Source organism: Mycobacterium kyogaense, assembly GCF_003254575.1.
In the GTDB taxonomy this organism is placed as follows: Bacteria; Actinomycetota; Actinomycetes; order Mycobacteriales; family Mycobacteriaceae; genus Mycobacterium; species Mycobacterium kyogaense.
On record NZ_QJUA01000010.1, the window covers coordinates 12,427 to 35,029 of the forward strand.

The 22,603-nt window shown below is 68.0% G+C and carries 17 protein-coding genes; 7 read left to right on the forward strand and 10 right to left on the reverse strand.

The features are described 5' to 3' along the window. Positions 1-5 precede the first annotated feature (5 nt). On the forward strand, positions 6-683 hold the full coding sequence (locus tag DMB80_RS09725; protein ID WP_111509669.1) for an HAD family hydrolase: 678 nt from the start codon (positions 6-8) through the stop codon (positions 681-683). Here the strand turns inward: DMB80_RS09725 and DMB80_RS09730 are convergent. Then, positions 673-3,495, reverse strand: a complete 2,823-nt coding sequence (locus DMB80_RS09730; protein ID WP_111509670.1) for an MMPL/RND family transporter — start codon at positions 3,493-3,495, stop codon at positions 673-675. The two genes, DMB80_RS09725 and DMB80_RS09730, sit on opposite strands and share 11 nt — an antisense overlap. Before the next feature lie 227 nt (positions 3,496-3,722). On the opposite strand from DMB80_RS09730, the gene DMB80_RS09735 reads away from it, so the two are divergent. Beyond that, positions 3,723-4,688: a DNA polymerase domain-containing protein gene (locus DMB80_RS09735; RefSeq protein WP_111509671.1), complete on the forward strand. Its 966-nt coding sequence runs from the start codon at positions 3,723-3,725 to the stop codon at positions 4,686-4,688. A 13-nt stretch (positions 4,689-4,701) separates the two neighbouring features. Here DMB80_RS09735 and DMB80_RS09740 read toward each other — a convergent pair whose 3' ends face one another. From DMB80_RS09740 to DMB80_RS09760, 5 genes are all read right to left on the reverse strand, one after another. Further along, on the reverse strand, positions 4,702-5,025 hold the full coding sequence (locus tag DMB80_RS09740) for an STAS domain-containing protein (RefSeq protein WP_073683119.1): 324 nt from the start codon (positions 5,023-5,025) through the stop codon (positions 4,702-4,704). After that, positions 5,025-9,110: a SpoIIE family protein phosphatase gene (locus DMB80_RS09745; RefSeq protein WP_111509754.1), complete on the reverse strand. Its 4,086-nt coding sequence runs from the start codon at positions 9,108-9,110 to the stop codon at positions 5,025-5,027. Before DMB80_RS09745 ends, DMB80_RS09740 begins: the two co-directional genes overlap by 1 nt. Before the next feature lie 44 nt (positions 9,111-9,154). Next, positions 9,155-9,520 carry an STAS domain-containing protein gene (locus DMB80_RS09750; protein WP_111509672.1) on the reverse strand — a complete coding sequence of 122 codons (366 nt, stop codon included), beginning with the start codon at positions 9,518-9,520 and terminating at the stop codon, positions 9,155-9,157. A gap of 66 nt (positions 9,521-9,586) precedes the next feature. Continuing rightward, a complete protein-coding gene (locus DMB80_RS09755) occupies positions 9,587-10,249 on the reverse strand; it encodes a PAS and ANTAR domain-containing protein (protein ID WP_111509673.1) in 663 nt (220 codons plus the stop codon). A gap of 50 nt (positions 10,250-10,299) precedes the next feature. Next, positions 10,300-10,599 carry a DUF4242 domain-containing protein gene (locus tag DMB80_RS09760; protein ID WP_111509674.1) on the reverse strand — a complete coding sequence of 100 codons (300 nt, stop codon included), beginning with the start codon at positions 10,597-10,599 and terminating at the stop codon, positions 10,300-10,302. 150 nt (positions 10,600-10,749) lie between these two features. On the opposite strand from DMB80_RS09760, the gene DMB80_RS09765 reads away from it, so the two are divergent. After that, positions 10,750-13,371: an ATP-binding protein gene (locus DMB80_RS09765; RefSeq protein ID WP_111509675.1), complete on the forward strand. Its 2,622-nt coding sequence runs from the start codon at positions 10,750-10,752 to the stop codon at positions 13,369-13,371. Here the strand turns inward: DMB80_RS09765 and DMB80_RS09770 are convergent. Then, on the reverse strand, positions 13,368-14,702 hold the full coding sequence (locus DMB80_RS09770; protein ID WP_111509676.1) for an APC family permease: 1,335 nt from the start codon (positions 14,700-14,702) through the stop codon (positions 13,368-13,370). The genes DMB80_RS09765 and DMB80_RS09770 overlap by 4 nt on opposite strands. Before the next feature lie 104 nt (positions 14,703-14,806). On the opposite strand from DMB80_RS09770, the gene DMB80_RS09775 reads away from it, so the two are divergent. From DMB80_RS09775 to DMB80_RS09785, 3 genes are all read left to right on the forward strand, one after another. Beyond that, on the forward strand, positions 14,807-15,973 hold the full coding sequence (locus tag DMB80_RS09775) for an LLM class flavin-dependent oxidoreductase (protein ID WP_111509677.1): 1,167 nt from the start codon (positions 14,807-14,809) through the stop codon (positions 15,971-15,973). Further along, positions 15,973-16,797: an aminoglycoside phosphotransferase family protein gene (locus tag DMB80_RS09780; protein WP_111509678.1), complete on the forward strand. Its 825-nt coding sequence runs from the start codon at positions 15,973-15,975 to the stop codon at positions 16,795-16,797. The genes DMB80_RS09775 and DMB80_RS09780 overlap by 1 nt, the downstream gene beginning before the upstream one ends. A 91-nt stretch (positions 16,798-16,888) precedes the next feature. Then, positions 16,889-17,320, forward strand: coding sequence for a VOC family protein (locus tag DMB80_RS09785; protein WP_111509679.1), 432 nt, complete (start codon positions 16,889-16,891; stop codon positions 17,318-17,320). A 6-nt stretch (positions 17,321-17,326) separates the two neighbouring features. Here the strand turns inward: DMB80_RS09785 and DMB80_RS09790 are convergent, their stop codons facing one another. Together DMB80_RS09790 and DMB80_RS09795 are read right to left on the reverse strand one after the other, a co-directional pair. Continuing rightward, on the reverse strand, positions 17,327-18,454 hold the full coding sequence (locus DMB80_RS09790; protein WP_111509680.1) for a DUF1214 domain-containing protein: 1,128 nt from the start codon (positions 18,452-18,454) through the stop codon (positions 17,327-17,329). Next, complete coding sequence (locus DMB80_RS09795) at positions 18,451-19,026, reverse strand: TetR/AcrR family transcriptional regulator (protein WP_111509681.1); 576 nt, start codon at positions 19,024-19,026, stop codon at positions 18,451-18,453. The genes DMB80_RS09790 and DMB80_RS09795 overlap by 4 nt, the downstream gene beginning before the upstream one ends. Positions 19,027-19,054: 28 nt before the next feature. Between DMB80_RS09795 and DMB80_RS09800 the strand changes: the two genes are divergently transcribed. Next, positions 19,055-20,302, forward strand: coding sequence for a sulfotransferase family protein (locus tag DMB80_RS09800; RefSeq protein WP_240431100.1), 1,248 nt, complete (start codon positions 19,055-19,057; stop codon positions 20,300-20,302). Here the strand turns inward: DMB80_RS09800 and treS are convergent, their stop codons facing one another. Then, positions 20,303-22,519 (reverse strand): maltose alpha-D-glucosyltransferase, encoded by a 2,217-nt coding sequence (gene treS / locus DMB80_RS09805; RefSeq protein WP_111509682.1) that lies wholly within the window; start codon positions 22,517-22,519, stop codon positions 20,303-20,305. Positions 22,520-22,603: the final 84 nt, after the last annotated feature.

Genomic DNA, 22,603 nt, shown 5'->3' on the forward strand with positions numbered 1-22,603 from the left:
AGCCGATGACACAGCCGGCTGTCCTGTTCGACGTTGACGGCACCCTGGTGGATTCGAACTATCTGCACGTCTACGCCTGGGTCCGCGCGTTCGAAGCCGAAGGCGTGCCCGTCGCGGCGTGGCGCATCCATCGGTGCATCGGGATGGACGGCACGACGTTGGTGAAGACCCTGGCCGGCGAGGATGCCGGCCAGGGTCAGCTCGATCAGCTCAAGGATCGGCACAGCGAGTTCTACCAGGAGAGCACGCACCTGCTGACTCCGCTGCCGGGTGCGCGCGACCTGCTGCGCCGGGTCGCCGGCCTCGGCCTGCAGGTGGTGCTGGCCACCTCGGCCCCCGACGACGAGTTGCGCACGCTGCGTGAGGTTCTCGACTGCGACGACGTGGTGTCCGAGGTCACGTCGTCCGCGGATGTCGACACGGCCAAGCCGCAACCCGACATCGTCGAGGTGGCGTTGGCACGGGCCGGCGTCACGGCAGCTCAGGCGGTGTTCGTCGGTGACGCGGTGTGGGACTGCGAGGCCGCCCGGCGGGCGAAGGTGACCTCTGTCGGCGTGCTGTCCGGCGGAGTGTCACGCGCGGAGCTGTCCGAGGCCGGTGCGGCCGCCGTGTTCGAAGACGCCGCCGAGCTGTTGGCTCATCTCGACACCTCGCCGATCGGCGAGCTCGCCGCTAACTCCTGAGCGCGGCCAGTCTGCGCTGAGACGCAGGACTGGGCACGTGTTGGGGCCACCAGAACCAGCGGCCCAGTATGGTGGCCATCGCCGGCGTCATGAACGACCGCACGATCAGTGTGTCGAACAGAAGGCCCAGCGCGATGGTGGTCCCGACCTGGGCCATCACCGCCAAGTCGCTGAACGCGAACGACGCCATCGTGAACGCGAACACCAGCCCCGCCGAGGTCACCACCGATCCGGTGCCCGCCATCGAGCGGATGATGCCGGTCTTCAAGCCGCCGACCTTCTCTTCCTTCAACCGCGACACGAGCAGAAGGTTGTAGTCGGACCCGACGGCGAGCAGCAGGATCACCGACATCGGCAACACCATCCAGTGCAGCTCGAGCCCGATCAGGTGCTGCCACAGCAGAATGGACAACCCGAACGACGCACCGAGGGACAACAGCACGGTGCCGACGATCACCGCGGCGGCGATCGCAGCCCGCGTGATGATCAACATGATGACGAAAACCAGGGTGACAGCGGCGATCACGGCGATCAACAGGTCGTAGTGCGAACCGTCCTTCATGTCTTTGTAGGTGGGTGCGGTGCCGGCGAGGAAGACCGTGGAACCCTCCAACGGCGTGCCTTTGATCGCCTCCTTGGCCGCAGTCTTGATCGGGTCCACCGTGTCGAGGCCCTCGAGGGTCGCCGGATCGCCCTCGTGACTGATGATGAACCGCACCGACTTTCCGTCAGGTGAGATGAACTGCTGGATACCGCGCTGAAAAGCTTTGTTGGTGAACACTTCTGGAGGCAGATAGAACGTATCGTCGTTGCGCGAGTCGTCGAATGCATCACCCATGGCCGACGCATTGTCCTGTTGCGCCGCGATCTGGTCCTGCATGCCCTTCTGCGTCTGGTACATCGTCAACATCATCGATTTCATCGACCGCATGGTGTCGATCTGACTGGGCAGCATTGCTACCAGCTGGGGCATCAGCGTGTCGAGGCGTTCCAGGTCGGGAACGATGTTGCCGATGTCCTCGCTCATCGTGTTGATGCCGTCGAGGGTGTCGAACACCGAGCGGATCGCCCAGCACACCGGGATGTTGTAGCAGTGCGGTTCCCAGTAGAAGTAGCTGCGCAGCGGACGGATGAAATCGTCGAAGGTGGCGATGTTGTCGCGCAGCGTGGCGACGTCGACGGCGGTGTCCTTGGTCTTGAGGACCAGCTGATGCGTGGTGTCGCGCATCTGCTGCGTGACGCTGTACATCTTCTGCATCGTCTCGATGCTCTTCTGCATCTCGTCGGCCTGGCGGAGCATGTCGGCCATCCGGTCCTGCTGGTACTTCTGGTTCAACTGCGAGAGCGTGCCCTGCACACTCATCCGGAATGGAATCGTGCTGTGCTTGATCGGCTTCCCGTCAGGCCGCGTGATCGTCTGCACGCGCGCGACACCCGGCACGCGGAACAGGGCCTTGGCGATCTTGTCGATGACCAGGAAGTCCGCGGGATTGCGCAGGTCGTGGTCGCTCTGCACCATCAGCAGGGTGGGGTTCATCCGCGCCGTGCCGAAGTGACGCTCAGCAGCGGCGTAACCGACGTTGGCCGGGATGTCCGACGGTAGGTAGTTGCGGGCGTCGTAGTTGGTCTTGTAGCCGGGCAACGTCACGAGTCCGACGAGCGCCAGAGCCAACGTTCCGGCCAGCACCGGAACGGGCCAGCGCACGACCAGCGTGCCGATGCGCCGCCAACCCCTGGAGCTGATCGCGCGTTTGGGAGCGAACGCGCCGAAGCGGCCCGCCACCACGACGACTGCCGGCCCGAGCGTCAGGGCGGCCAGCACCGCCACCAGGGTGCCCACCGCGCATGGCACGCCGAGCGAACTGAAGTACGGAAGCCGGGTGAAGCTGAGGCAGGACATGGCGCCCGCGATCGTCAGCCCCGACCCGAGGATGACGTGCGCGGTGCCGTTGAACATCGTGTAGAAGGCCGTCACCCGGTCCTGCCCGGCGCCGAGTGCCTCCTGATACCGCCCGATGGCGAAGATCGCGTAGTCCGTTCCCGCCGCGATGACCATCAGCACCAGCAGGTTCACCGCGAACGTGGACAGGCCGATGACGTCGTTGATCGCCAGGAACGACACGATGCCGCGGGCCGCGCCGAGTTCGATGAACACCATGAACAGGATCAGCAGCATCGTGACGACGGACCGGTAGACCAGCAGCAGCATGAGCGCGATGACGCCGATGGTGATCAGTGTGACCTTGAAGATGCTTCGGTCACCGGCGTGCGCCTGGTCGGCGATCAGCGGCGCCGGTCCCGTCACGTAGGCCGTCATGCCCGGCGGCGCGGGTGTGGAGTCGACGATCTCGCGGACCGCTTCGACTGACTGGTTCGCCAGCGGCTCACCCTGATTGCCGTGCAGATTGAGCTGGACGTATGCGGCTTTGCCGTCCGCGCTCTGCGCGCCGGCGGCCGTCAGTGGGTCCCCCCAGAAGTCGGCGACGTGCTGGACGTGGGTGGTGTCGGCCTCGAGCTTGTCGACGAGTGAGTCGTAGTAGCGGTGCGCGTCGTCGCCGAGCGGGTGATCGCCCTCGATGACGATCATCGCGGTGCTGTCGGAGTCGAACTCCTCGAAGTTCTCCCCGATCTGCTTCATCGAGATCCAGGCGGGGCCGTCCTTGGCGGCCAGGCCCACGGTCCGGTCCGCACCGACCTCCTCGAGCGATGGAAGCAGGACGTTGGTCGCGACGGTCAGCAGGATCCAGCCCAGCAGAATGGGCACGGCGAGAGCGCGGACGACCCGCGCCACTCCCGAGTGCTCACTCGCCATCGTGCCCCGTCCCCATCAAGCCTGACCTCGCCCTTTTCCAGGCCCTTTGCAGACCCACATTCTGGAGCCGCTCGCGCTTCACCCGGCGCGTCGAAGATACATACAACTAGCTCATCAAATCTTTCGCTGTTGATCCGGGCAGACGTTACCGGTTCGCCACCGTGCGCTCGCCGCGCCCGGCGAAACGGACTCGGGAACGTCACTGTTGCGTCCGTAAGCTGAGACTCGTGCCTGGGCAGCAGCGTCACGGGGTCGATCTCAGCAATCTCGACCAGCCCCTCGGGGCGGACGCCGAAGCGACCAAGGGCGATCTCGTCGACTATCTCGACGCTGTCGCAGACCGAATACTGCCCGTGCTCGCGCACCGTCCGCTGACCGTCCTGCGAGTGCTCCGCGGCCGTGCCCCGTTCATGCAGAAGAACCTGCCGGCGTACACACCCGAGTGGGTGCCGACGGTGCACCTGTGGGCCGAGGCCTCGCATCGCGACGTCCGCTACGCACTGTGCAACGACAGGCGCACGCTGATGTGGCTGGCCAATCAGCGTGCCGTCGAATACCACCCGGCACTGGGCCTGGCCGACGACATCTACCGGCCCACCCACCTGATCCTCGATCTCGACCCGCCGGACGGCGCGGAGTTCGCGACGGTCGTCGCGGTCGCGGAGCTGGTCCGCAGGGCGCTGGCGGACGTCGGGCTGACGGGTGCGGTGAAGACCAGCGGCTCACGAGGGGTGCACGTCTTCGTTCCCGTCGACCTCGACGGGCTGGCGACACCGGGTGAGGACGTGGCCGCGGCGACACGCGCGCTCGCCGCTCGTGCCGAGGCGCTCGATCCCACGATCGCGACCACGGCGTTCATCGTCTCCGATCGCGCCGGCAAAGTGTTCATCGACGCCACCCGATCGGGCGGGGCCACTGTGGCGGCGGCGTACAGCCCGCGCCTGCGGCCCGGAACCCCGGTGTCGTTCCCGGTCGCGTGGTCGGATCTGGCCAGCGTGCGTCCGGCGGACTTCACCATCACCACGGCGCTGACGCATCTGGGCGGACGGGACCCGTGGGCGGAGGCGATGCCGGCGCCGCAGCGGCTGCCCGGGGAGCTGATCACGCACGGCAGGACCATCCCGGTTGCGCGTGTCGCGGCGATGCACGAAGGGAAGCGACGGGCCCGCGCCCGCAGACAGGCGGGCGGGTGACTCACGGCTTCTGTTACTGCGGGGGCGGCGCCGCCACCGTGGTCACCTTGTCGAGGCCGCTCACCGTCAGGACCGACATCAGGATGGGGTTGACGAGCACGTTGATGGCATCGGCATGCTCGAACAGGACGCTGATGGCGCCGCTGTCCAGGTACTCGATCCGGGTCAGGTCGACACGCACCGGGGTGGCATCCGTGACGTCACGGCCGGTGCGCACCGCCGCCCCGAGGGCTTCGGAGAACTCGGCGACGTTGCTCAGGTCGAGTTCGCCGGCAGCCATCACCACGGTGGTGCCGTCATCGCGGCGGTCGGTGTGCACCTGCAGCGGCGTCGCCATCATCCGATCCTCGTCTGCATGTGCACCGTGGTGCCGGTGGTCTGGGGGTCGATGGAGACATCCTGCATCAGAGCCTGCATCAGCCCAAGTCCGCGTCCCCGGTGGATGGCCGGCGTCGCTGCCGGTGGCTTCCAGCGGCCGGTGTCGCGGACGGTGACGCGGAGATGATCGGCGAACGCGCTCGCGGACAGGCTGACCGTTCCGCCGGGATCGTCACGGTGGCCGTGTTCGACCGCGTTCGCCATCGCCTCACCGACCGCGATGAGCACGTCGAGCGTCTGCTCTTTGCTGACGCCGGCGCTGCCCAGCCATGTCCGCAGCGCGGCTCTGCTCGGCGCCAGTTCGCCGACGTCCGCGGTGATGTCGAGTTCCAGGGGTGCGGGCTGCCGGTAGAGCAGCAGGGCCACGTCGTCTTCGTATCCCCTGTCGGGCGCGAGCCCGGCCATGATCACGTCGGCGAGTTCGTCCAGTGCGGTGCCGCGATGGGAACCCACCACGTCGGTGGCCCTGGCGATACCGTCGTCGATCGATTCCCGGCGCCGCTCGACCAGGCCGTCGGTGTAGAGCAGCAAGGTGGCGCGCGGCGGCATCGTGACCACCGCTTCGGGCCGCGACTGTGAATACCGCACGCCCAGCGGTGTCGAGCGAGCACCGTCGATGAGCTCGGTCGCCTGGTCTGCCAGCACGAGGATGGGTGGCGGGTGCCCCGCACAGGAGTAGGTCAGCTCACCGGTGCCCGGGGTCAGCACCGCACAGAATGCAGTGGTGCAGCGGGCACCGGGCAGCCGAGCGGCGAACCGGTCGAGCGCCGAGAGCGTCGCCGCCGGGCTGGGATGCTCGAGCAGTAGCGCCCGGCACGCGCTGCGCAGCTGACCCATCACCGTCGCCGCGGCCAATCCGTGCCCGACACAGTCCCCGACGATCAGCCCGATCCGTCCGTCGTCGAGGTCGACGACGTCATACCAGTCCCCCCCGACCTGCAGCGGGCGCGTGGCGGGTTGATAGCGCACGGCGAACCCCGTCGACAGAGCGGGCCCGAGGATCGCGTGCTGCAACGCCAGGGCCGTCTCGCGCTGCTGGTCGATCTGGTGCACCCGCTGCAGGCCCTGACCGAGCCGGCCGGCCAACACGGTGAGCAGCGTGCGGTCTTCGGCGGTGAACCGGCGCTGCTCGAACAGCTCGATGTAGATCACCAGGATTCCACGGGGATGTTGCAGCGCCACACCGGCCGATCCCGGCTCCGGTGTCGCCGGATCGAGGAGGTCGCCATCGCGGAGGGCCGAGATCGCGTGTCGAGCGCGTTCCGACAACCCGTCCCAGCCTGCGACACTCTCGCCTGCACAGACGACATCCGTTGCGACCGTCGATGATTCGCCATCCCGAGGGGAAAGCGTGGCGGCGACGACCCGGCGGGCCTGCCAGACCGCGCGCAGCTGTTCGGCAGCGGCACTCACCGCATCATCGAGCGTATCCGCCTGTGCCAGAGCCTCGTTCAGCGACGCCAGGGCCGACTCCCGCTGCACGAGGTAATGCTCGGCGGTTACGTCACGCATCGTGCCGACCACCACCTTGCGGCCGGTGTCGGGGTCTTCGGCATGGCTGAACGTCGCGGTCACCCAGAGCCGATGCCCGTCGCGGTGGGTGACGGGCACCTCGTTGATCGTGCCGTGCGGCTCGTCCATCAGGTCGCCGAACGCCTCGGCGACTTCGCGATGGGCATCGGCGTCGGTGTCGGCCGATGGCCACCAGGGATAGATCGGCGCGTAGGGCAGTCCGGACGCGTCGAACCCGAGGATGTCGGTGAAGGCACCGTTGATCTCGATGACCGAGCCGTCTTCGTCGCACACGAAGAACGCGTCCTGCAACGAGTCGACCAGCGCTGTGCGCCACCGCGCGTGGTGATCACGCAGCCGGGCCAGTTCGACATTCGTGCGCACCCGTGCCAGCAGCTCGGCCGCGGCGAAGGGCTTGACCATGTAGTCGTCGGCACCGGCCTGCAGACCGCTGATCGACGCCTCCTGCCCCGCACGTGCGGACAGCAGCAGCACCGGTAACGCAGCAGTACGCCGATCGGCGCGCAACGCCCTCACCAGAGCGAGCCCGTCGAGCCCCGGCATCATCACGTCGCTGATCAGCATGTCCGGCGGGTCGGCGCGCACCGATTCGAGTGCGCGTAGACCGTCGGCGACCGCGTCGACGGTGTATCCGTCGGATCGCAGCAACCGGGTCAGGTACTCCCGCATGTCTGCGTTGTCATCGGCGACCAGCACGCGAACCGGGCCACCGGACAGCGGAGCAGGAACCGACCCGGGTGTCGAACGTGCTGCGGCGGAACCACTCTCGAGCCCCTCGTCACCCTGCCAGCGCATCGCTTCCTCGACGTATGCGTTCGCCGAAGCACCCAGCGGCCGGACCGACGCCGCGGCGATCGCGTCAGCGGGCAGGTGAGCGGCGCCGAAGGGCAGTCGGATGTCGAAGGTGGTGCCCACGCCGTGTGTGCTGTCCACATCGATGGTGCCGCCGTGCAGTTCGACGAGTTCCTTGACCAGTGCCAGCCCGATGCCGCTTCCCTCGTGCGAGCGCGCGGCGACGTTCTCGATGCGGTGGAACCGCTCGAACAGGCGCGGAACCTCGTCCGGCGGGACCCCGGTGCCGGTGTCGGACACGGTGATCGATGCCCGGTCGCCGTTGCGGCGGACGGTGACCGAGATCGTGCCCTGGAACGTGAATTTCAGTGCATTCGACAGCAGGTTGAAGACGATCTTCTCCCACATGTCCGTGTCGAGATACACCGGCTCGTCGAGCGTCGGGCAATCCACCGTGTAGGTCAGACCCGCGCGTTCCACGGCGGACCGGAACACACTCGCGAGTTCCGCGGTCGCCGCGCCGATGTCGACGGGCACATAGGTCGCCTGCGCGCGACCGGCCTCGATGCGCGAGAAGTCGAGCAGCGTGTTCACCAGCTTGGTCAGCCGTAACCCGTTGCGCCACACCACGTCGAGCTCTTCGCGGGCGGCGGCGTCGATGTCCTCGCGGCGGCGGAGCTCGGCGACGGGATCGAGGATCAGGGTCAGCGGGGTGCGGAACTCATGGCTGATGTTGGAGAAGAACGTGGTCTTCGCCCGGTCGAGTTCGGCGAGCTCTTCGGCTCTGCGTTGCTGCGCGCGGTAACTGCGGGCCAGGCTGACACCGGCAGCGAGGTGGCCGGCCACCAGCGTGACGAAGCCGCGGTAGCCCTCGTCGAGCGGTCGATAGCGGTTGAGTCCGGCCACCAGGAAACCCACCGGCGCACCGCCACCCTGCTGCAGCAGCGGCGTGACCAACGCCTGAACGGGCGGGTCTTTCCAGTCCCCGGTCGGCATGGGCGGGAAGTCCTCGAGATCGACGACGACCGTGTCGCCGGCCGCGGTCCGTGCGGCCGGCCAGATCCCGCCGCCCGGCTCGGCGACCGCAGGTGCCGCGGGATGATCGACCCCGATCCCGCTCATCCCCGCGAGATGCGCCGTTCCGTCGGCATCGAAGAGATACGTCAGCGTGAAGGGCAGATCCCGCAGGTTCTGGCTCAACTGCCGATCGGCGAACGCCAGGATCTCCGTCTCGGTGCGGGCGACGCTGGGATCGGAACCCAGATCGCGCAGCGTGGTCATCCGGCGTTCGCCGATGACCTGCACTGTGTCCTCACTGACCACGCACAGCATGCCGACCACGGCACCGACATCGTCGCGCAGCGGACTGTAGGAGAACGTGTGATACGACTCCTCCAGATAACCCGACCGTTCGAGGAACAGCAGTAGCGCGGTGTCCCAGGTCGCGTCTCCGCTGGACATGACGTGTTCGATGCGGGGATAGATGTCGTCCCAGATCTCCGCCCAGACTTCCCCGCAGGGCCGGCCGAGCGCCCAGGGATACTTGCGGCCCAACGTGTCCCGACGATAGGCCTCGTTGCAGAAAAAGGTCAGCTCGGGACCCCACGCCATCCACATCGAGAACCGCGAGGACAGCAGGATGCTGACCGCGGTCTGCAAGCTCTGCGCCCAGCCCTGCGGGTCTCCCAACGGAGTGGCGGCCCAGTCCACCCGCGCCATCTCCCGGCCGACTTCGCCGCCTTCGGTGAACAGGCCGGGGGTCGTCACAGTGGTCCGGCGTCCGCGGCCAGTGCCGCCGAGACGGACGGATGGGGGCGCAGCACGTTGTCCAGCTTGGTCACCTCGATCGGCCGGATCACCTCCGGGTTGTCGGCGACCACGCGCACCGCGACGCCGGCGTCGCGGCCGCGTTCGTAACAGCTCAGTACTGCGTTCAGCCCTGCGCTGCCGAAATACGACACCTGTGTCAGGTCGATGATCAGCGCCTTCGCCGGCGCAGCCGTGCCGGCTGACAATCCCTTGTCGAGCGCATCGGCGAGTGTGTCAACGGAGTTCGAATCGACTTCGCCGCGGACACGCACCACCACCGCGCCACCGTCAGCATCCTGTTCGACGTCCAGCTGCCCCACACACCTTCGTCTTCGCCGTCACCGGCTCCATCACCGACCACAAGGTCTCGATCATCGACGCTCGACCTACGATCCCACTCGCTCGTGCACCGTCAGCATCAGATGGTCGACCTGGCGACGCAACGCCGCGCCGTCGACCAGCGCCAGCTCTGAAACCAATTGTGCCGCCAGTGCCCGCAATTTGGTGTTGGTCTGCTGCGATCGCCACAGCAACAGCTTGAAGGCCTGGTCGGCGTCGACGCCGTAGGTCACCATCAGCGCGCCCTTGGCCTGCTCGATCGCGGCTCGGGCTTCGAAGAGATCGGGCAGCGATTCATCGAGCACCGCGCGGCGCTCCCTGTCCAGGGCTTCGGTCAGGTCGACGTAATACCCCTCGGTGCCGACCACTGCGCCCGCGTCGTCGTACATCCGATCGGCGATGACGATGACGTTGTGCTCCACGCCGCCGGCGTCGATGAAGCGGTGCTTGCTGTTGAACGAACCACCGAAGTGCAGGGCGTGATCGAGCAACTCCTGGACGTGTCGCCGGTCCTCGGGGTGCTTGTGGGAGAGCAACAGTTCGGTCGTGGGCTCGACGGTGCCGGGTTCGTAGCCGTGCATGCGCGCGACCTCGTCGGACCACTCCCAGCGCTGCCCGACGAACCAGAATCGGAATGCCCCTGCGGCGAGCTGACCCGCCGACGAACCCAGCCCAGATGAGGAGGCGGACGCGCGGGCGGATTCGGACATTTCGCCATTATCCATCACGCGCCCGCGGTGTTCGGCCGTCTATCCAGATCTCAAGACCCCGCAACGCATGTCGACGCGGTGTCGGCGCTCTGCGGCCCGAATTCGTGCGCGACCGTCACCACCACATCGGCCGGGAAACCGCCACGGCGGGCGTGCTCCCGGATGGTCTCCTCGTCATCGGCCTCGTGCAGGCAGTAGATCTTGTCCCCGGCGACATAGCTGGTCACCCAGCGGTACGGGACGCCGAGGGAATCGACGGCGGCATTGGAGGTGCAGGCAATGGCCGCCAACTGTTCCTCGGTCAGCTCCGAGGCTCCGGGGATGTTCCGTTCGATGAGAAATCTCTTCATGGCTCTCTCCTTCTCGAGGTCTGTCGTTCAGTGGAGCGCCCGACCCGCGCCGGACGTCCCCGACTCTTCTCGCCGGCGCCTCCGCCGTCATCGGGAGAACCTCCCTATTTCCCCACTCGACCGGCGGGGTGTTGTCGATACGATCAGCCGGTGACCCTCACCGGGCGCGAGCGGCAGTGTGACCAGCTCGCGGCCCTGCAGGCCAGCGCGCGTGCCGGACAGGGCGGCGCGGTGCTGGTGTGTGGGGAGTCCGGGGCGGGCAAGACGACGTTCGTCGAGCAGTTCATCTCCCGCGTCGACGACCACACGCGGGTTCTGTGGGGCGCGTGCGACCCTCTGACCACTCCGCGGCCGCTCGGGCCACTGCATGACGTCGCCCACGACCTCGGTCCGGCCACGCGGCGCCAACTCGCCGACGGTCAGCAGCCCTACGACATCTTCGCGTCGGTGTTCGACGACCTCCGGGGGACGCCGGCGATCCTCGTGATCGACGATCTCCAGTGGGCCGACCAGGCGACCCTCGACCTGTTCCGGTTCCTGCTCCGCCGGGCCGCGCACTCGTCGCTGCTGATCATCGGAATCCTTCGCGATGACGAGGTCGACATGGCCCACCCGCTGCGCGGACTCCTCGGAGACGTCGCCCGCTCCGCACACGGTCACGCACTGAGCGTTCCTCCGCTCGACGTGGACGCGATCGCCGCGCTCGTCGGCGATCGTGACGTCGACCCCGCCCGGCTGCACCGGATCACCGGCGGCAACGCGTTCTTCGTGTGCGAGATGCTGGATCAGGATTGCGCCGAGGGCGCCGAACTCCCCACCACGGTGCGCGACGCGATCCTGGCCCGCACCACCGCCCTCGACGCCGATGCGTGGGATCTCCTCGCGCTGTTGACCTGCGCCTCCGGCGCGATCGGTGATCGCCTGCTCGTCGGACTCGGTGTCACGTTGCCTGCGCTGCGGGCCGCAGACCGGGCGAAGCTCATCAGACGGGACGCCCGCGGCGTGACATTCCGGCACGACCTCTGTCGGCGCGCGGTCGCCGCCGTACTGCCGCCGGGCGCGGAACCCGGCCTGCACCGCAGATTCGTCGAGGCGTTGCGCACGGTCGCTGCGCCGGACCCCGCGGTTCTCACCCACCATGCGCTCGGCGCCGGTGACACGGCGCTGGCCGCCGCGACCGCGGTCGACGCCGGCCGAGCAGCGACCCGGGCCGGCGCGCACACCCAGGCGTGCCGGTTCTTCGAACTGGCTCTGCAGCACAGCAGCGTGCTGGACGGTGCCGTCGAGGCCGAGATACTCGAGTTGCTGGCAGCGGAGTGCTACCTGACCGACCGGCTCACCGACGCGATCGCGGCGAGCCGGCGGGCTCTGCTGGTGCGCCGCACGCTGGGCGACGCGGTGGCGGTGAGCGCCAACCACCACGCGCTGTCGGTTTACGAGTGGTACAGCGGCAATCGCGCCGCGGCCGTTGCGCACGCCGACGCGGCGGTTGCGGCGCTCGAAACCGTTGGAAACGTGCATAATTCGTCATATCTCTGCCAGCTGGGCCATGGTGTGGCGATGCAGGCCTATCTCTTGGTGCAGGCCAACCGGATCACCGAGGCCGAGGGCGTCCTGGACCGCGCCCGCGAGATCGCCGCCGCCGTCTCCGACACCGATCTGGCGGCGCGCGTGGAGTTGATCGGGCAGTACTGCGGCGTCCTGTCCGGGACGGCGGGGTCGCGGGACCGCGTGTTGGCGGTGCTGTCGGGGGCACCGCGGCACATCGACGAGATCTACTCGAGTGGATACACAAACCTGACCCACTTCGACGTGGAGCAGCGCCGCCTCGGTGCGGCCGCCGACCTGCTGGGCCGCAGCATCCCGCTCATGGTCGAACACGATCTGCCGATCTGCCGAATGGTGCAGATCGGTTCGCGCAGCAGACTTCTCCTGCTGTCCGGCGATTGGGACGCAGCGCTGCCCGATGCCGATTCGGTGCTGGGAAACCCGAGCGCCCCGCTGGCCCGGATGTGGCCGCTGCTGATCCGGGGGCTGATCGCGCTGCGCCGCAGCGGTAACGACGGCGAACTGATCGACCAGGCCGCCGAGCTCGCCGATCGCTTCGGCGAGCCGATCCGGCTGTTGCCCGTTGCATCGGCGTTTGCAGAGCGTCACTGGCTGACCGGACGCCCCGAACCTCATCTCGCGCAATGCCTGGAACTGTTGCGCGACAGCAGTTCTCACATCGGTTTGGAATGGGCCAGGGGCGAACTCGCGGTGTGGTTGCATCGGTTGCGGATGCCGGTCGCCGACACCGCCGACATCGCAGAGCCCTACACGATGCTTCTCGGTAACCGCTTCGACGAGGCTGCCGAGGCGTTCGACGCGCTGTCGTGTCCCTACGATGCGGCGCTTGCGCGCATCGAGGCCGCGGAGCCCGAGTCGTGCCGCCGCGCGCTGGACACCCTGGATCGCTTGGGCGCGGACGCGGTGGCGGCGAAGCTACGCGCGGATCTGCGCGCGAGGGGACTCTCCGCCGTGCCCGGGCCGCGGCGCACCAGCACATTGGCCAACCCGGCGGGGCTGACGAGCCGGCAGCTCGACGTGCTGCGCCTGCTCGCCGACGGTCTCACCAACGCCGAACTGGCCGAGCGGTTGTTCCTGTCGGTGAAGACCGTCGATCACCATGTGTCGGCGATCCTCGGCAAGTTAGGGGCCACGAGTCGGCGTGACGCCGTCCGCCGGGCCCACGAGACAGGTCTGCTCACCCGCCCGGCCGCGCCACTCTAGGAGCTCCCCCGCCGCGTCACCCCGCGCGCGACGAGGTACAGGACGACGCCGACCGCCAGCAGGATTGCCGCGAACAGCCACACCTGCGCGCTCTGCTGCGTCAGAAGCAGGACACACGAGGCGACGCCGAGTACCGGCACGAACGTCCACACCCGGAAGTGCCGGTGGGCGACCTCGTCACGGCGCAGGACCAGCACCGCGATGTTGGTCGACAGGAACACGAAGAGCAGCAGCAACACCACGGTCTCGGCCAGTGTCGAAAGATCCCCGACCACGGTGAGCAGCATCGCCACCGCAGTGGTCGCGACGATCGCGACCCACGGGGTGCGGCGACGCGGCAACACCCGGGTCAGCACCGCGGGCAGCAGACCCTGCTCGGCCATGCCATAGGTGAGGCGGCTGGACATGATCATCGTCAACAGTGCGCCGTTGGCCACGGCGATCAACGCGATCAGGCTGAACACCCAGTCGGGCACCCCGACACCGGACGCGGCGACGACGGCCAGCAGCGGGCCGGAGGACTCGGACAGTTCGCTCGCCGGCAGCGCGATCGAACTGGCGATGCCGACCAGCGCGTACATCACTCCGGCGGTGATCAGGGCACCGAAGAGCGCCTTCGGGTACACGCGGCTCGGATCCTTGATCTCTTCAACGACATTGGCCGAGGTCTCGAATCCGACGAAGGAGTAGTAGGCGATGATCGCGCCGCCCAGGATCGCCAGCGCCGGTGTCGATCCGTCCGGGAAGTCGACGACGCGGCCGACGTCGCCCTGACCTCGGCCCAGCATCACCGCCACCACGGCGATGACGATCAGCAGACCGGACAGCTCGATGACCGTCATCACCACATTGGTCTTCAGCGATTCGCTGATACCCCGCGCGTTCAGACAGGCCACGAGCAGAAGGAACACCAGTGCAGCCGGCACCGCGGGCACGTCGACGAACGTCGCGAGGTAGTCGCCGGAGAACGCCAGCGCCAGGCCGGCGGCACTGGTCACGCCGGCGGCCAGCATCGAGAAGCCGACCAGAAACGACAGCAGGGGCTTGCCGAAGGCGCGCTCGGCGAAGACGGCAGCCCCACCGGCTCTGGGGTACTTGGTCACCAGCTCGGCGTACGAGCCTGCCGTCAGCAGTGCCAAGACCAGCGCGATCACCAACGGCGCCCACAGCACGCCACCCACCTCTTCGGACAGCACGCCCATCAACGCGTAGATCCCCGCGCCGAGGACGTCGCCGAGGATGAACAGGAACAGCAGCGGACCCGTGATCCGCCGGGCCAGCTTCGTCGGCGCCGCATCGGCCCCCTGCGCGGTATCGGCCTCCGATGACATGGGTGGTCCTTTCCGGGCCGGTTCCGGGCCGGCCGCCGGCGAATCAGTACCCGCTGCGTCGCCATCTAGGCCCGGCACATCCGCAGAAGTCGCAGAATGGGCGGATGCGCTTTGGAAACTTCATGGCACCGTTCCACCCCACCGGGCAGAATCCGACGCTCGCGATCGAACGCGACCTCGACCTGATCGTGGCGATGGACCGCCTGGGCTTCCACGAGGCGTGGATCGGGGAGCACCATTCGGCGGGGTTCGAGATCATCGCCTCACCGGAGGTCATGATCGGCGTCGCCGCCGAGCGGACGAAGCACATCAAGCTCGGGACCGGCGTCAGCTCGCTGCCCTACCACCATCCGCTGATGCTCGCCGACCGCATGGTGCTTCTCGACCACCTGACCCGTGGCCGGGTGATGCTCGGTTGCGGCCCCGGCCAGCTCACCTCCGATGCGCACATGCTCGGCATCCCGGCCGACGAGCAGCGCCCTCGGATGGAGCAGTGCCTCGAAGCGATCATGCGGTTGCTGCGCGGCGAAACCGTCACGATGCGCACCGACGGCTTCACCCTGCAGGACGCGCGCCTGCAGCTGGCGCCCTACAGCGATCCGTGTTTCGACGTCGCGGTCGCGGCCTCGTTCTCCCCCACCGGGCCGCGCGGAGCGGGCAAGCACGGCATCGGGATGCTGTCAATCGCGGCGACCGCCCGGCAGGGGATGGATCTGCTGGCCCAGCACTGGAAGACGTGGGAGGAGGTGGCGCTGGAGCACGGTCACGTCGCGGACCGATCCAAGTGGCGCCTCGTCGGCCCGATGCACCTGGCCGAGACACGCGAGCAGGCCGAGCGCGACGTCGCGTACGGAATCGCCGAATTCTCACGGTATTTCAGCCACATCCTGCCCGCCGGCCCGGTGCAGGGCGACACCGTCTCCGAGATCGTGGCCAACAACCGGGAGTCGGGCTTCGCGGTGATCGGCACACCCGACGACGCTGTCGCCAAGATCGAGGAACTCATCGAGGCCAGCGACGGCGGATTCGGGGCCTTCCTGCTGTTCGATCACGATTGGGCGCCCCCGGCCGCCAAGCTGCGCAGCTACGAATTGTTCGCCCAGTACGTGATCCCGCATTTCACCGGTCACCTCACGCCGCCGAGGGCATCACAGGGGTGGGTGACCGCAAGCGGACGCGAGTTCGTCGACCGCGCCGCGCATGCCATCGGTAAGGCGATCGAGGACCACGCCGCCGAGCAGCAGGCCAAACATTCCCCGGCCGCGCCGTAGTGCCCGATCGGGCTGCCCTGGCACAGCACCTGATCGAGCAGTGGCGGCTGCGCGCCGACGGAGTCGTCGGGGCTGGGCCCGAAGAGGATGCTGACGCGCTGACCCAACCGGTGCATACGTCCGACGGCGCACCGGCGCTGCTCAAGATCGGCTCGTCGGCGTTCACCGGTGAGCATCTGGTGCTGCGCCGGTGGGCCGGCGACGGCGCCGTTCGGCTTCTCCGCGCCGATCCGCACCGCCATGCCGTGCTGACCGAGCGCGCCGGTCCGACCACTCTGGCATCGCTCACCGACACCGACGCGTGCGCGGTGGTGGCCGGCCTGTACGCGCGGCTCCATGTGCCCGCGATGCCCCAACTACCCTCTGCCGCAGACGCATTGCGACGCTGGCTCGACGATGCCTCGCTCGACTCCCCCGCGGTGCCACGCCGGCTGGTCGAACAGGCGCGGACCCTCGCCAGTGACCTGCTCGCCGACGGCGCAGGCGCCGAGGTGGTGCTGCACGGCAATCTGCACTTTTCGTCGGTGTGCGCCGCCGAACGCGCACCGTGGTTGGCCGTCGACCCACGGCCCGTCAACGGTGACCGCAACGACGACGTGGCACCGATGCTTACCCACCACTGGGACGGGATCGCCGGGCGGGTGCGCGACGCGATCCGGCAGCGCTTCTGGACGCTGGTGGACGTCGCAGGCCTGGACGAGGATCGCGCCCGCGCCTGGGTGATCGTGCGCATGGTGGTCGCGTCGACGTCGGTGGCCATGCGGGCCGACCGCGCCGACGAGGTGACGCGCTTTCTGACGGTCGCCAAGGCGGTGCAGGACTGACCGGCTTCCGGTACCACTGCGCGGATGACGATTCGGTGAATACGCGCCGCCGGGCGCGCTGACCCGTCTGCGGACGGGTAAGCCGGACGGTATGGCTCTCGTCGACAGCACCGGGTTCGCGCATGTCCGCATCACCGTCAGTGACATCGCACGCTCCAAGAAGTTCTACGACACGGTGTTCGGCTGGCCGCTGGTGGTGGACACCTCCTCGATGGCCGACGACCCGGGTATCGCCCAGTCACCCGAGCGGTTCTTCGGCGGAGCGGTGTACCAGACACCGCAGGGCACGCTGTTCGGCCTGCGACCGGGCGGCAACGGCGCCTTCGATCCTCAACACATGGGCCTCGATCACGTCAGCTTCGCCGTCGCCGGGCGCGCCGAGTTGGCCGCTGCCCAGAGCGCGTTGGCCGATGCGGGGATTCCGCACGGCGCCATCTCGGTGCTCGAGGAGTCCGGTATCGCGATCCTGTCCTTCCAGGATCCCGACGACATCAACATCGAACTGACCGCTCCCCTCGACTGAGGGCCGTCAGGTCACCTGCGTCGGCGCCTCGGAGAGCTTCACCAGTTCGACTTCTGGCCGTGTGGGCACCCGGTCGGCGTGGAGCCACCGGAAAGCCAGGTTCCCCCTGGGGTAGTCGACCGTCGAGATCGCGTTCGGATGCGCGCCATGCTGTTCTGCAGGGTTCTTGGAGACGACCACCGTCACCGAGCCGTCGCTATTCGGTATCGCCGTCGCACCGTTGATCGAGACCCGGGCGTCGGTGACGATGTGGCCGCCCATGAACTGGTTCCACACCACGAGGTTCCAGAAGCGGCAGGACGGCGGGCGATGGGTGATGACGAGCGCCTCGTCGTCCTCGAGGACGAAGCTCGCATAGGCGTAACAGGCGTCGCGGGCCGACCAGCCGAAATTCGAATCCGGGACCTGGTACGGCTCGCCGAAAACGTTGGCGCGCTGGCCGGTCTCGTGGCCGAGCGCGTGCGAATCGTCGACCCGGACGCCGACCGTCAGCGGAACGATGGCGAACATCGTGCGCAGCCAGGCCGCGCAGGCACGCAGCGAGGCCGCGGTCTCGGCATCGGAATGCCGGATCGGGTCCGGCTCGTCGAGCGCCTCGATGCGCCAGCTGACCGGGCGCCCGGTCATCGGATCGGCCTGATAGTCGCGGGTCACCAACACCGCCACCCCGGGCAGCGGTCCGATCTCGAAGGAAAACTCACCGTCGGAGTCCATCCGTCCGCTGGCCTCCAGGTCGGAGTCGTTGACGATGCCGACCACCCGGTCCGACCAACTACCCGGCGCAGGCTCGTTGTAGGCGGTCACCGAAAAATACACGCTGTCACCGCGATTCCCGCTGATCCGGTATCGGCGGTGCTCGTCGATCGGGCACAGGTGATACCACGCATCGGTGTTGTCGCCTCCCCAGCGTCGATCGCGGCGGAACGGGGTGTTCAGTTCCACGAACTGCGGTCGACTGCGCTCGGGAAAGAGGTACGTGTCGAAGGCGACCCCGAGCGTGGTGGCCAGCATGCGGTACCCGTCGGCGAGGTGGCGGTCGTCGACGACGGCGCGCTCCCCCTCGGTGAAACCGCGGTCGAGCTCGCCCAGGGTCTGGATCAAATCCCGCCAGGCAGTGGTGGATTCGGCGCTCACGTGGCAATTCCTCTCGTGATCAGGGTGGCGGTGCGGTCGAGCCAGCCGTCATCGGGCGCATCCGGCCGGGTCACCAGCGAGAGCAGCGTGATGCCGGCGACGGCTTCGGCGAGTTCGGTGGCGTCGATGCCCGCGCGGACGTCGCCGCGCTGGACGGCATCGCGCAGGAAGTCGCCGAGCCCGCGGGTGATCACGTCGCCGAACCGCCTCAGCAGCGCGGTATGCAGGGTGGGGTCGGCGGCCATCTCGGCGATCAGTCCGGGGATCGCGGCGCGGGCAGCCGGGGCCGTCAGCAGGGCCGCGACGCGCCGCACCATCTCGCGGATGTCGTGGGCCAGTGACCCGGTCGACGGGATCTGAGTCGCCTCACCGATCGGGAAGACGGCCTCGTGCACGAGATGCGCCTTGCTGGGCCAGCGCCGATAGATCGCGGGCTTGCTGGTTCCCGCGCGCCGCGCGATCGCGCCGACTGACAGCTCGGCGTACGGCACCTTGCCGATCATCTCGGCGGTGGCCGCCAGCACGGCGTCATCGATGCGCCGGTCGCGGGGCCGGCCGAGCTCTGTCGTCATTACGTGACTCAGAGTAACATAACTGCCTGTGACGCACGACACACCGACCACCATCGACCTGACCGACCTGGAGCAGCCGCGTTACAGCGTTGCAGCACAACAGGTTCGGGACATGATCGCCTCGATGACGGGCAGCTGCGCACTGACGTCGGAGGCGTTGCACACGGCCGCCCGGGACGCCACCGGCCTCGACGACTTCGGCTCCGACGACTATCGGGAACGCCTCGACGTCTACCTCGCCGCGCTGGCCGGCCTCGACGACCTGCACGACTGCGGCCGGGTCAACTTCTTCAGCCAGCTCTCGCAGTGGTTGAAGAACCGGTTGCTGCTCACCGACCTCCTCCGCCGGCATCCCGAGATCCACGACCTCGAGCTGGTCCCGCCGGTCGTCATCGCGGGGCTTCCCCGCACCGGAACGACGCATCTGCACAACATGCTGGCCGCAGGCCCGACGTTCCGCACCATGCCCTATTGGGAGAGTGCCGAGCCGTTTCCCCTGCCGGCCGAGACGGGCGTCGCACCCGATCCCCGGGTGGCCCGCATGGAGACGGCGGTGTCGATGCTCGACCTGCTGCTCCCCCACTTCCGGGCCATGCACGAGATGACGAGCGAGCATGTGCACGAAGAGATCCAGCTGCTGGCCAACGACTTCTCCACGATGCTGATGGAGACACTGGCGCACGTACCGGCGTGGCGTGACTACTACCTCGCCCACGATCAGACGCCGCACTACGAGTACCTGCGCACACAGCTGAAGGCCATGCAGTTCCTCCGCGGTGGCCGCCGCTGGCTGCTCAAGTCTCCGCAGCACCTCGAGCAGCTCCCCGTGCTGCAGCGCGTCTTCCCCGGCGCCGTCGTCGTGTGCACGCACCGCGATCCGGTGCCCGTGGCGATATCGATGATCGCGATGGTGGTGTACACGGCCCGGATGTACAGCGCAGCACCGCCGGTGCGCGACATCGCGGCCGCCTGGGCGGCCCGTCTGGAGCTGATGCTCACGGCGCTGGTGCGCGATCGCGATGTGATCGGCCCCGACCAGTCGCTCGACGTCCACTTCGACGCCTTCATGGCCGACGAACGCTACGTCGCCGAACGGATCTACGCACTGGCCGACGAACCGATGACCGACGAAGCGCGTGCCGCGATCGACGGCTATCTGGCCGGGCACCAACGGAATCGGTTCGGCCGGGTGTCGTCCACCGCCGCGATGTTCGGGCTCGACGAACAGGAGCTGTCGGCCCGGTTCCGCTCCTACACCGACCGCTTCCTCAGCTGATCACTCCGGTTCGGGAGCCTCCACCAGCAGCGACATCCCGTGCAGCGGCGGCATCTCGGTCGCGAAGCTGTGCAGATCGTCCACGGTCGCGATCTCGTTGCCGCTGAACATGTCCGACACGACCGCCCCCGGTGGCAGGTGCTCCGAGCGAACAGTGCCTGCGATCTGCTCCTGGGCGAAGTTGAGCACCGTCAGCTGGAATCGTCCCTCACCCTCGAGCTCGTGCACCAGCACCAGCATGCCGCGGTGCGACACCTCGGGAATGTCGAGCTGGCGGCTGGTCGCGATCCCGTAGTGCGAGCGCACCTTCAAGATGGCCTGCAACTGGCGGATGAAGCTGGTCTCGTCGGCGAGCTGCTGCGGAATGGGGCCGTAGAGGTTGCGCCCCACCGGCATTCCCGCGATGGACTGGCGGGCATGGGGGTTGATCCCCATCAGATCGTGCGCACCGCGGTTGATCCACCGGGTGTCCCCCTCGGCCACCAATTCGGCCACCTGGGACACCGGCAGCGTCAACTCGCCGACCAGATCCCACCCCGAGAGCGCGAACACTCCGGGCTGCAGGGCATTGAACATGGCGAGTAGCAGATGCGCGCGGCGAATCGGGTCGACATCGCTGATGTCGTCGAAATCTTCCACACCGAGCGCCGCACACACGACGGAGGCTGTGGTGCAGGCGATTCCGTTGGTGGTGAAGGTCCGGTTGTACGGCGCGCCCGGCCCGGTGAGCTGCGCGATCAGGTCGCTGCGCACGCTGGCCGCGATCTGCTCCCCGGTGACCTCCCCGCCGCGGAAGGTGTAGACGTCGTCGCGGTGGCCGTTCTCCCAGTGCAGGAGTTCGTAGGTCAGCTCGTCGTGGTTCTGCAGCGCGTGCACCAGCGACGCGGGGTCCACCCCCAGCTCCAGCGTGGTGCGCAGCGTCAGCCGCAGGAACTCGGTGTCGCCCGTGGCCAGGGCGTGGTGATAGGCCGGGCGATTGACGAAGTCGTAGGACAGATCGGCGCCCGCCTCGCCGATCTGGCGGATGTCGTCGATGGTCAGGTTCAGCTCCTGGAACGTGAACCCGCCGACCTTGCGCACCATGCTGGCGATCAGGTGGTTGGCCGCCTCGGACAGCGGGTGCCCCTCCGACCACGCCGACGACCCCTCTGCTGCCGCCTTCTCGACACCGAGAAAACCGTTGGCGTCCAAGCGCAGTGCGCCGGTACCGAGGTCGGCGAGGGAGTGCAGGGCGTCGCCGATGACCAGCCGCATGCCCGCGAACGACGGGTCCAGCCAGTTGATCGACGGCTGACCGTCTTTGAAGTAGTGCAGGTAGACCCAGCGCCGCTCGACGCCGTCGACGCCGGTGACGGGCCGCGTGACGCTCCAGTTGGTCTCTTTGATGCCCTCGGCGTAGAAGATGACCCGTTGCAGCCGGCCGATGATGTAGCCGGCCTTGTCGAGCCACTCCTCCGTCGCTGCGTCGATGTTGACCGAGTCGGCGCCGGACGGGACGTCGGGCAGCTCGTGCCAGTCGCGCGGGTCGATCTCGACCATGTGATAGATGCCCGGGTAGTCCGCGTACTTCATCTCGGCCAACCGGAAATCGGCGCCCTTGCCGGTGTGGCCGGGCACGATGTCGTCGATGATCGTGCCGCCGTACCAGGCGGCCGTGGCACACATCTGCCGGAACTCGTCCTCGGTACCGAACGCCGGATCGATCTGCGTACCGATCCGGTCGAAGTGCCCGTCGACGCTCGGCGTGTACTGCCACCCGGAGATACCGCCCGCGCGCTTGACCGGGCCGGTGTGGACGGCCTCGATGCCGATCTCGGCGAACGCCTTCCACATGTCCTCGCTGGCCATCGCTTTGAGGAACGACTCGTCGGGGCGGGTGATCAGCGACAACGGGTAGGCGGTGAACCACACGGAGGCGGTGTCGACGGCGCCACGGGGATTCGGTGTGGCGAAGGGGTTCTGCCACATCGAACCCTGGCCCGAGAACTGGGCGCTGATCTCGTTGGCGTCGGCGAGCATCGATTGAGCGCGCAACCACTCCACGTAGGCGGGGTTGGTGCCGTTGGCCGGGCCGTCCTGGGCCACCGAGCGACGGACGAACGACGACTTGACGCGCGGCCGGAACCGCAGCGTGCGAGGGCGCGCCGGATGAAGGTGCTCGGCGTAGGTGGGCTCGACCGACTCGTGCCCCTCGTCGGTGACCTCCAACTCCGACATGCATCTCCTCCTCGTTGGCGCCCGTTGACGACGCTCGTGGTTGATATTCCTGGCCCCGTGTTGCCAGGCTGTATTGCCAGGGCA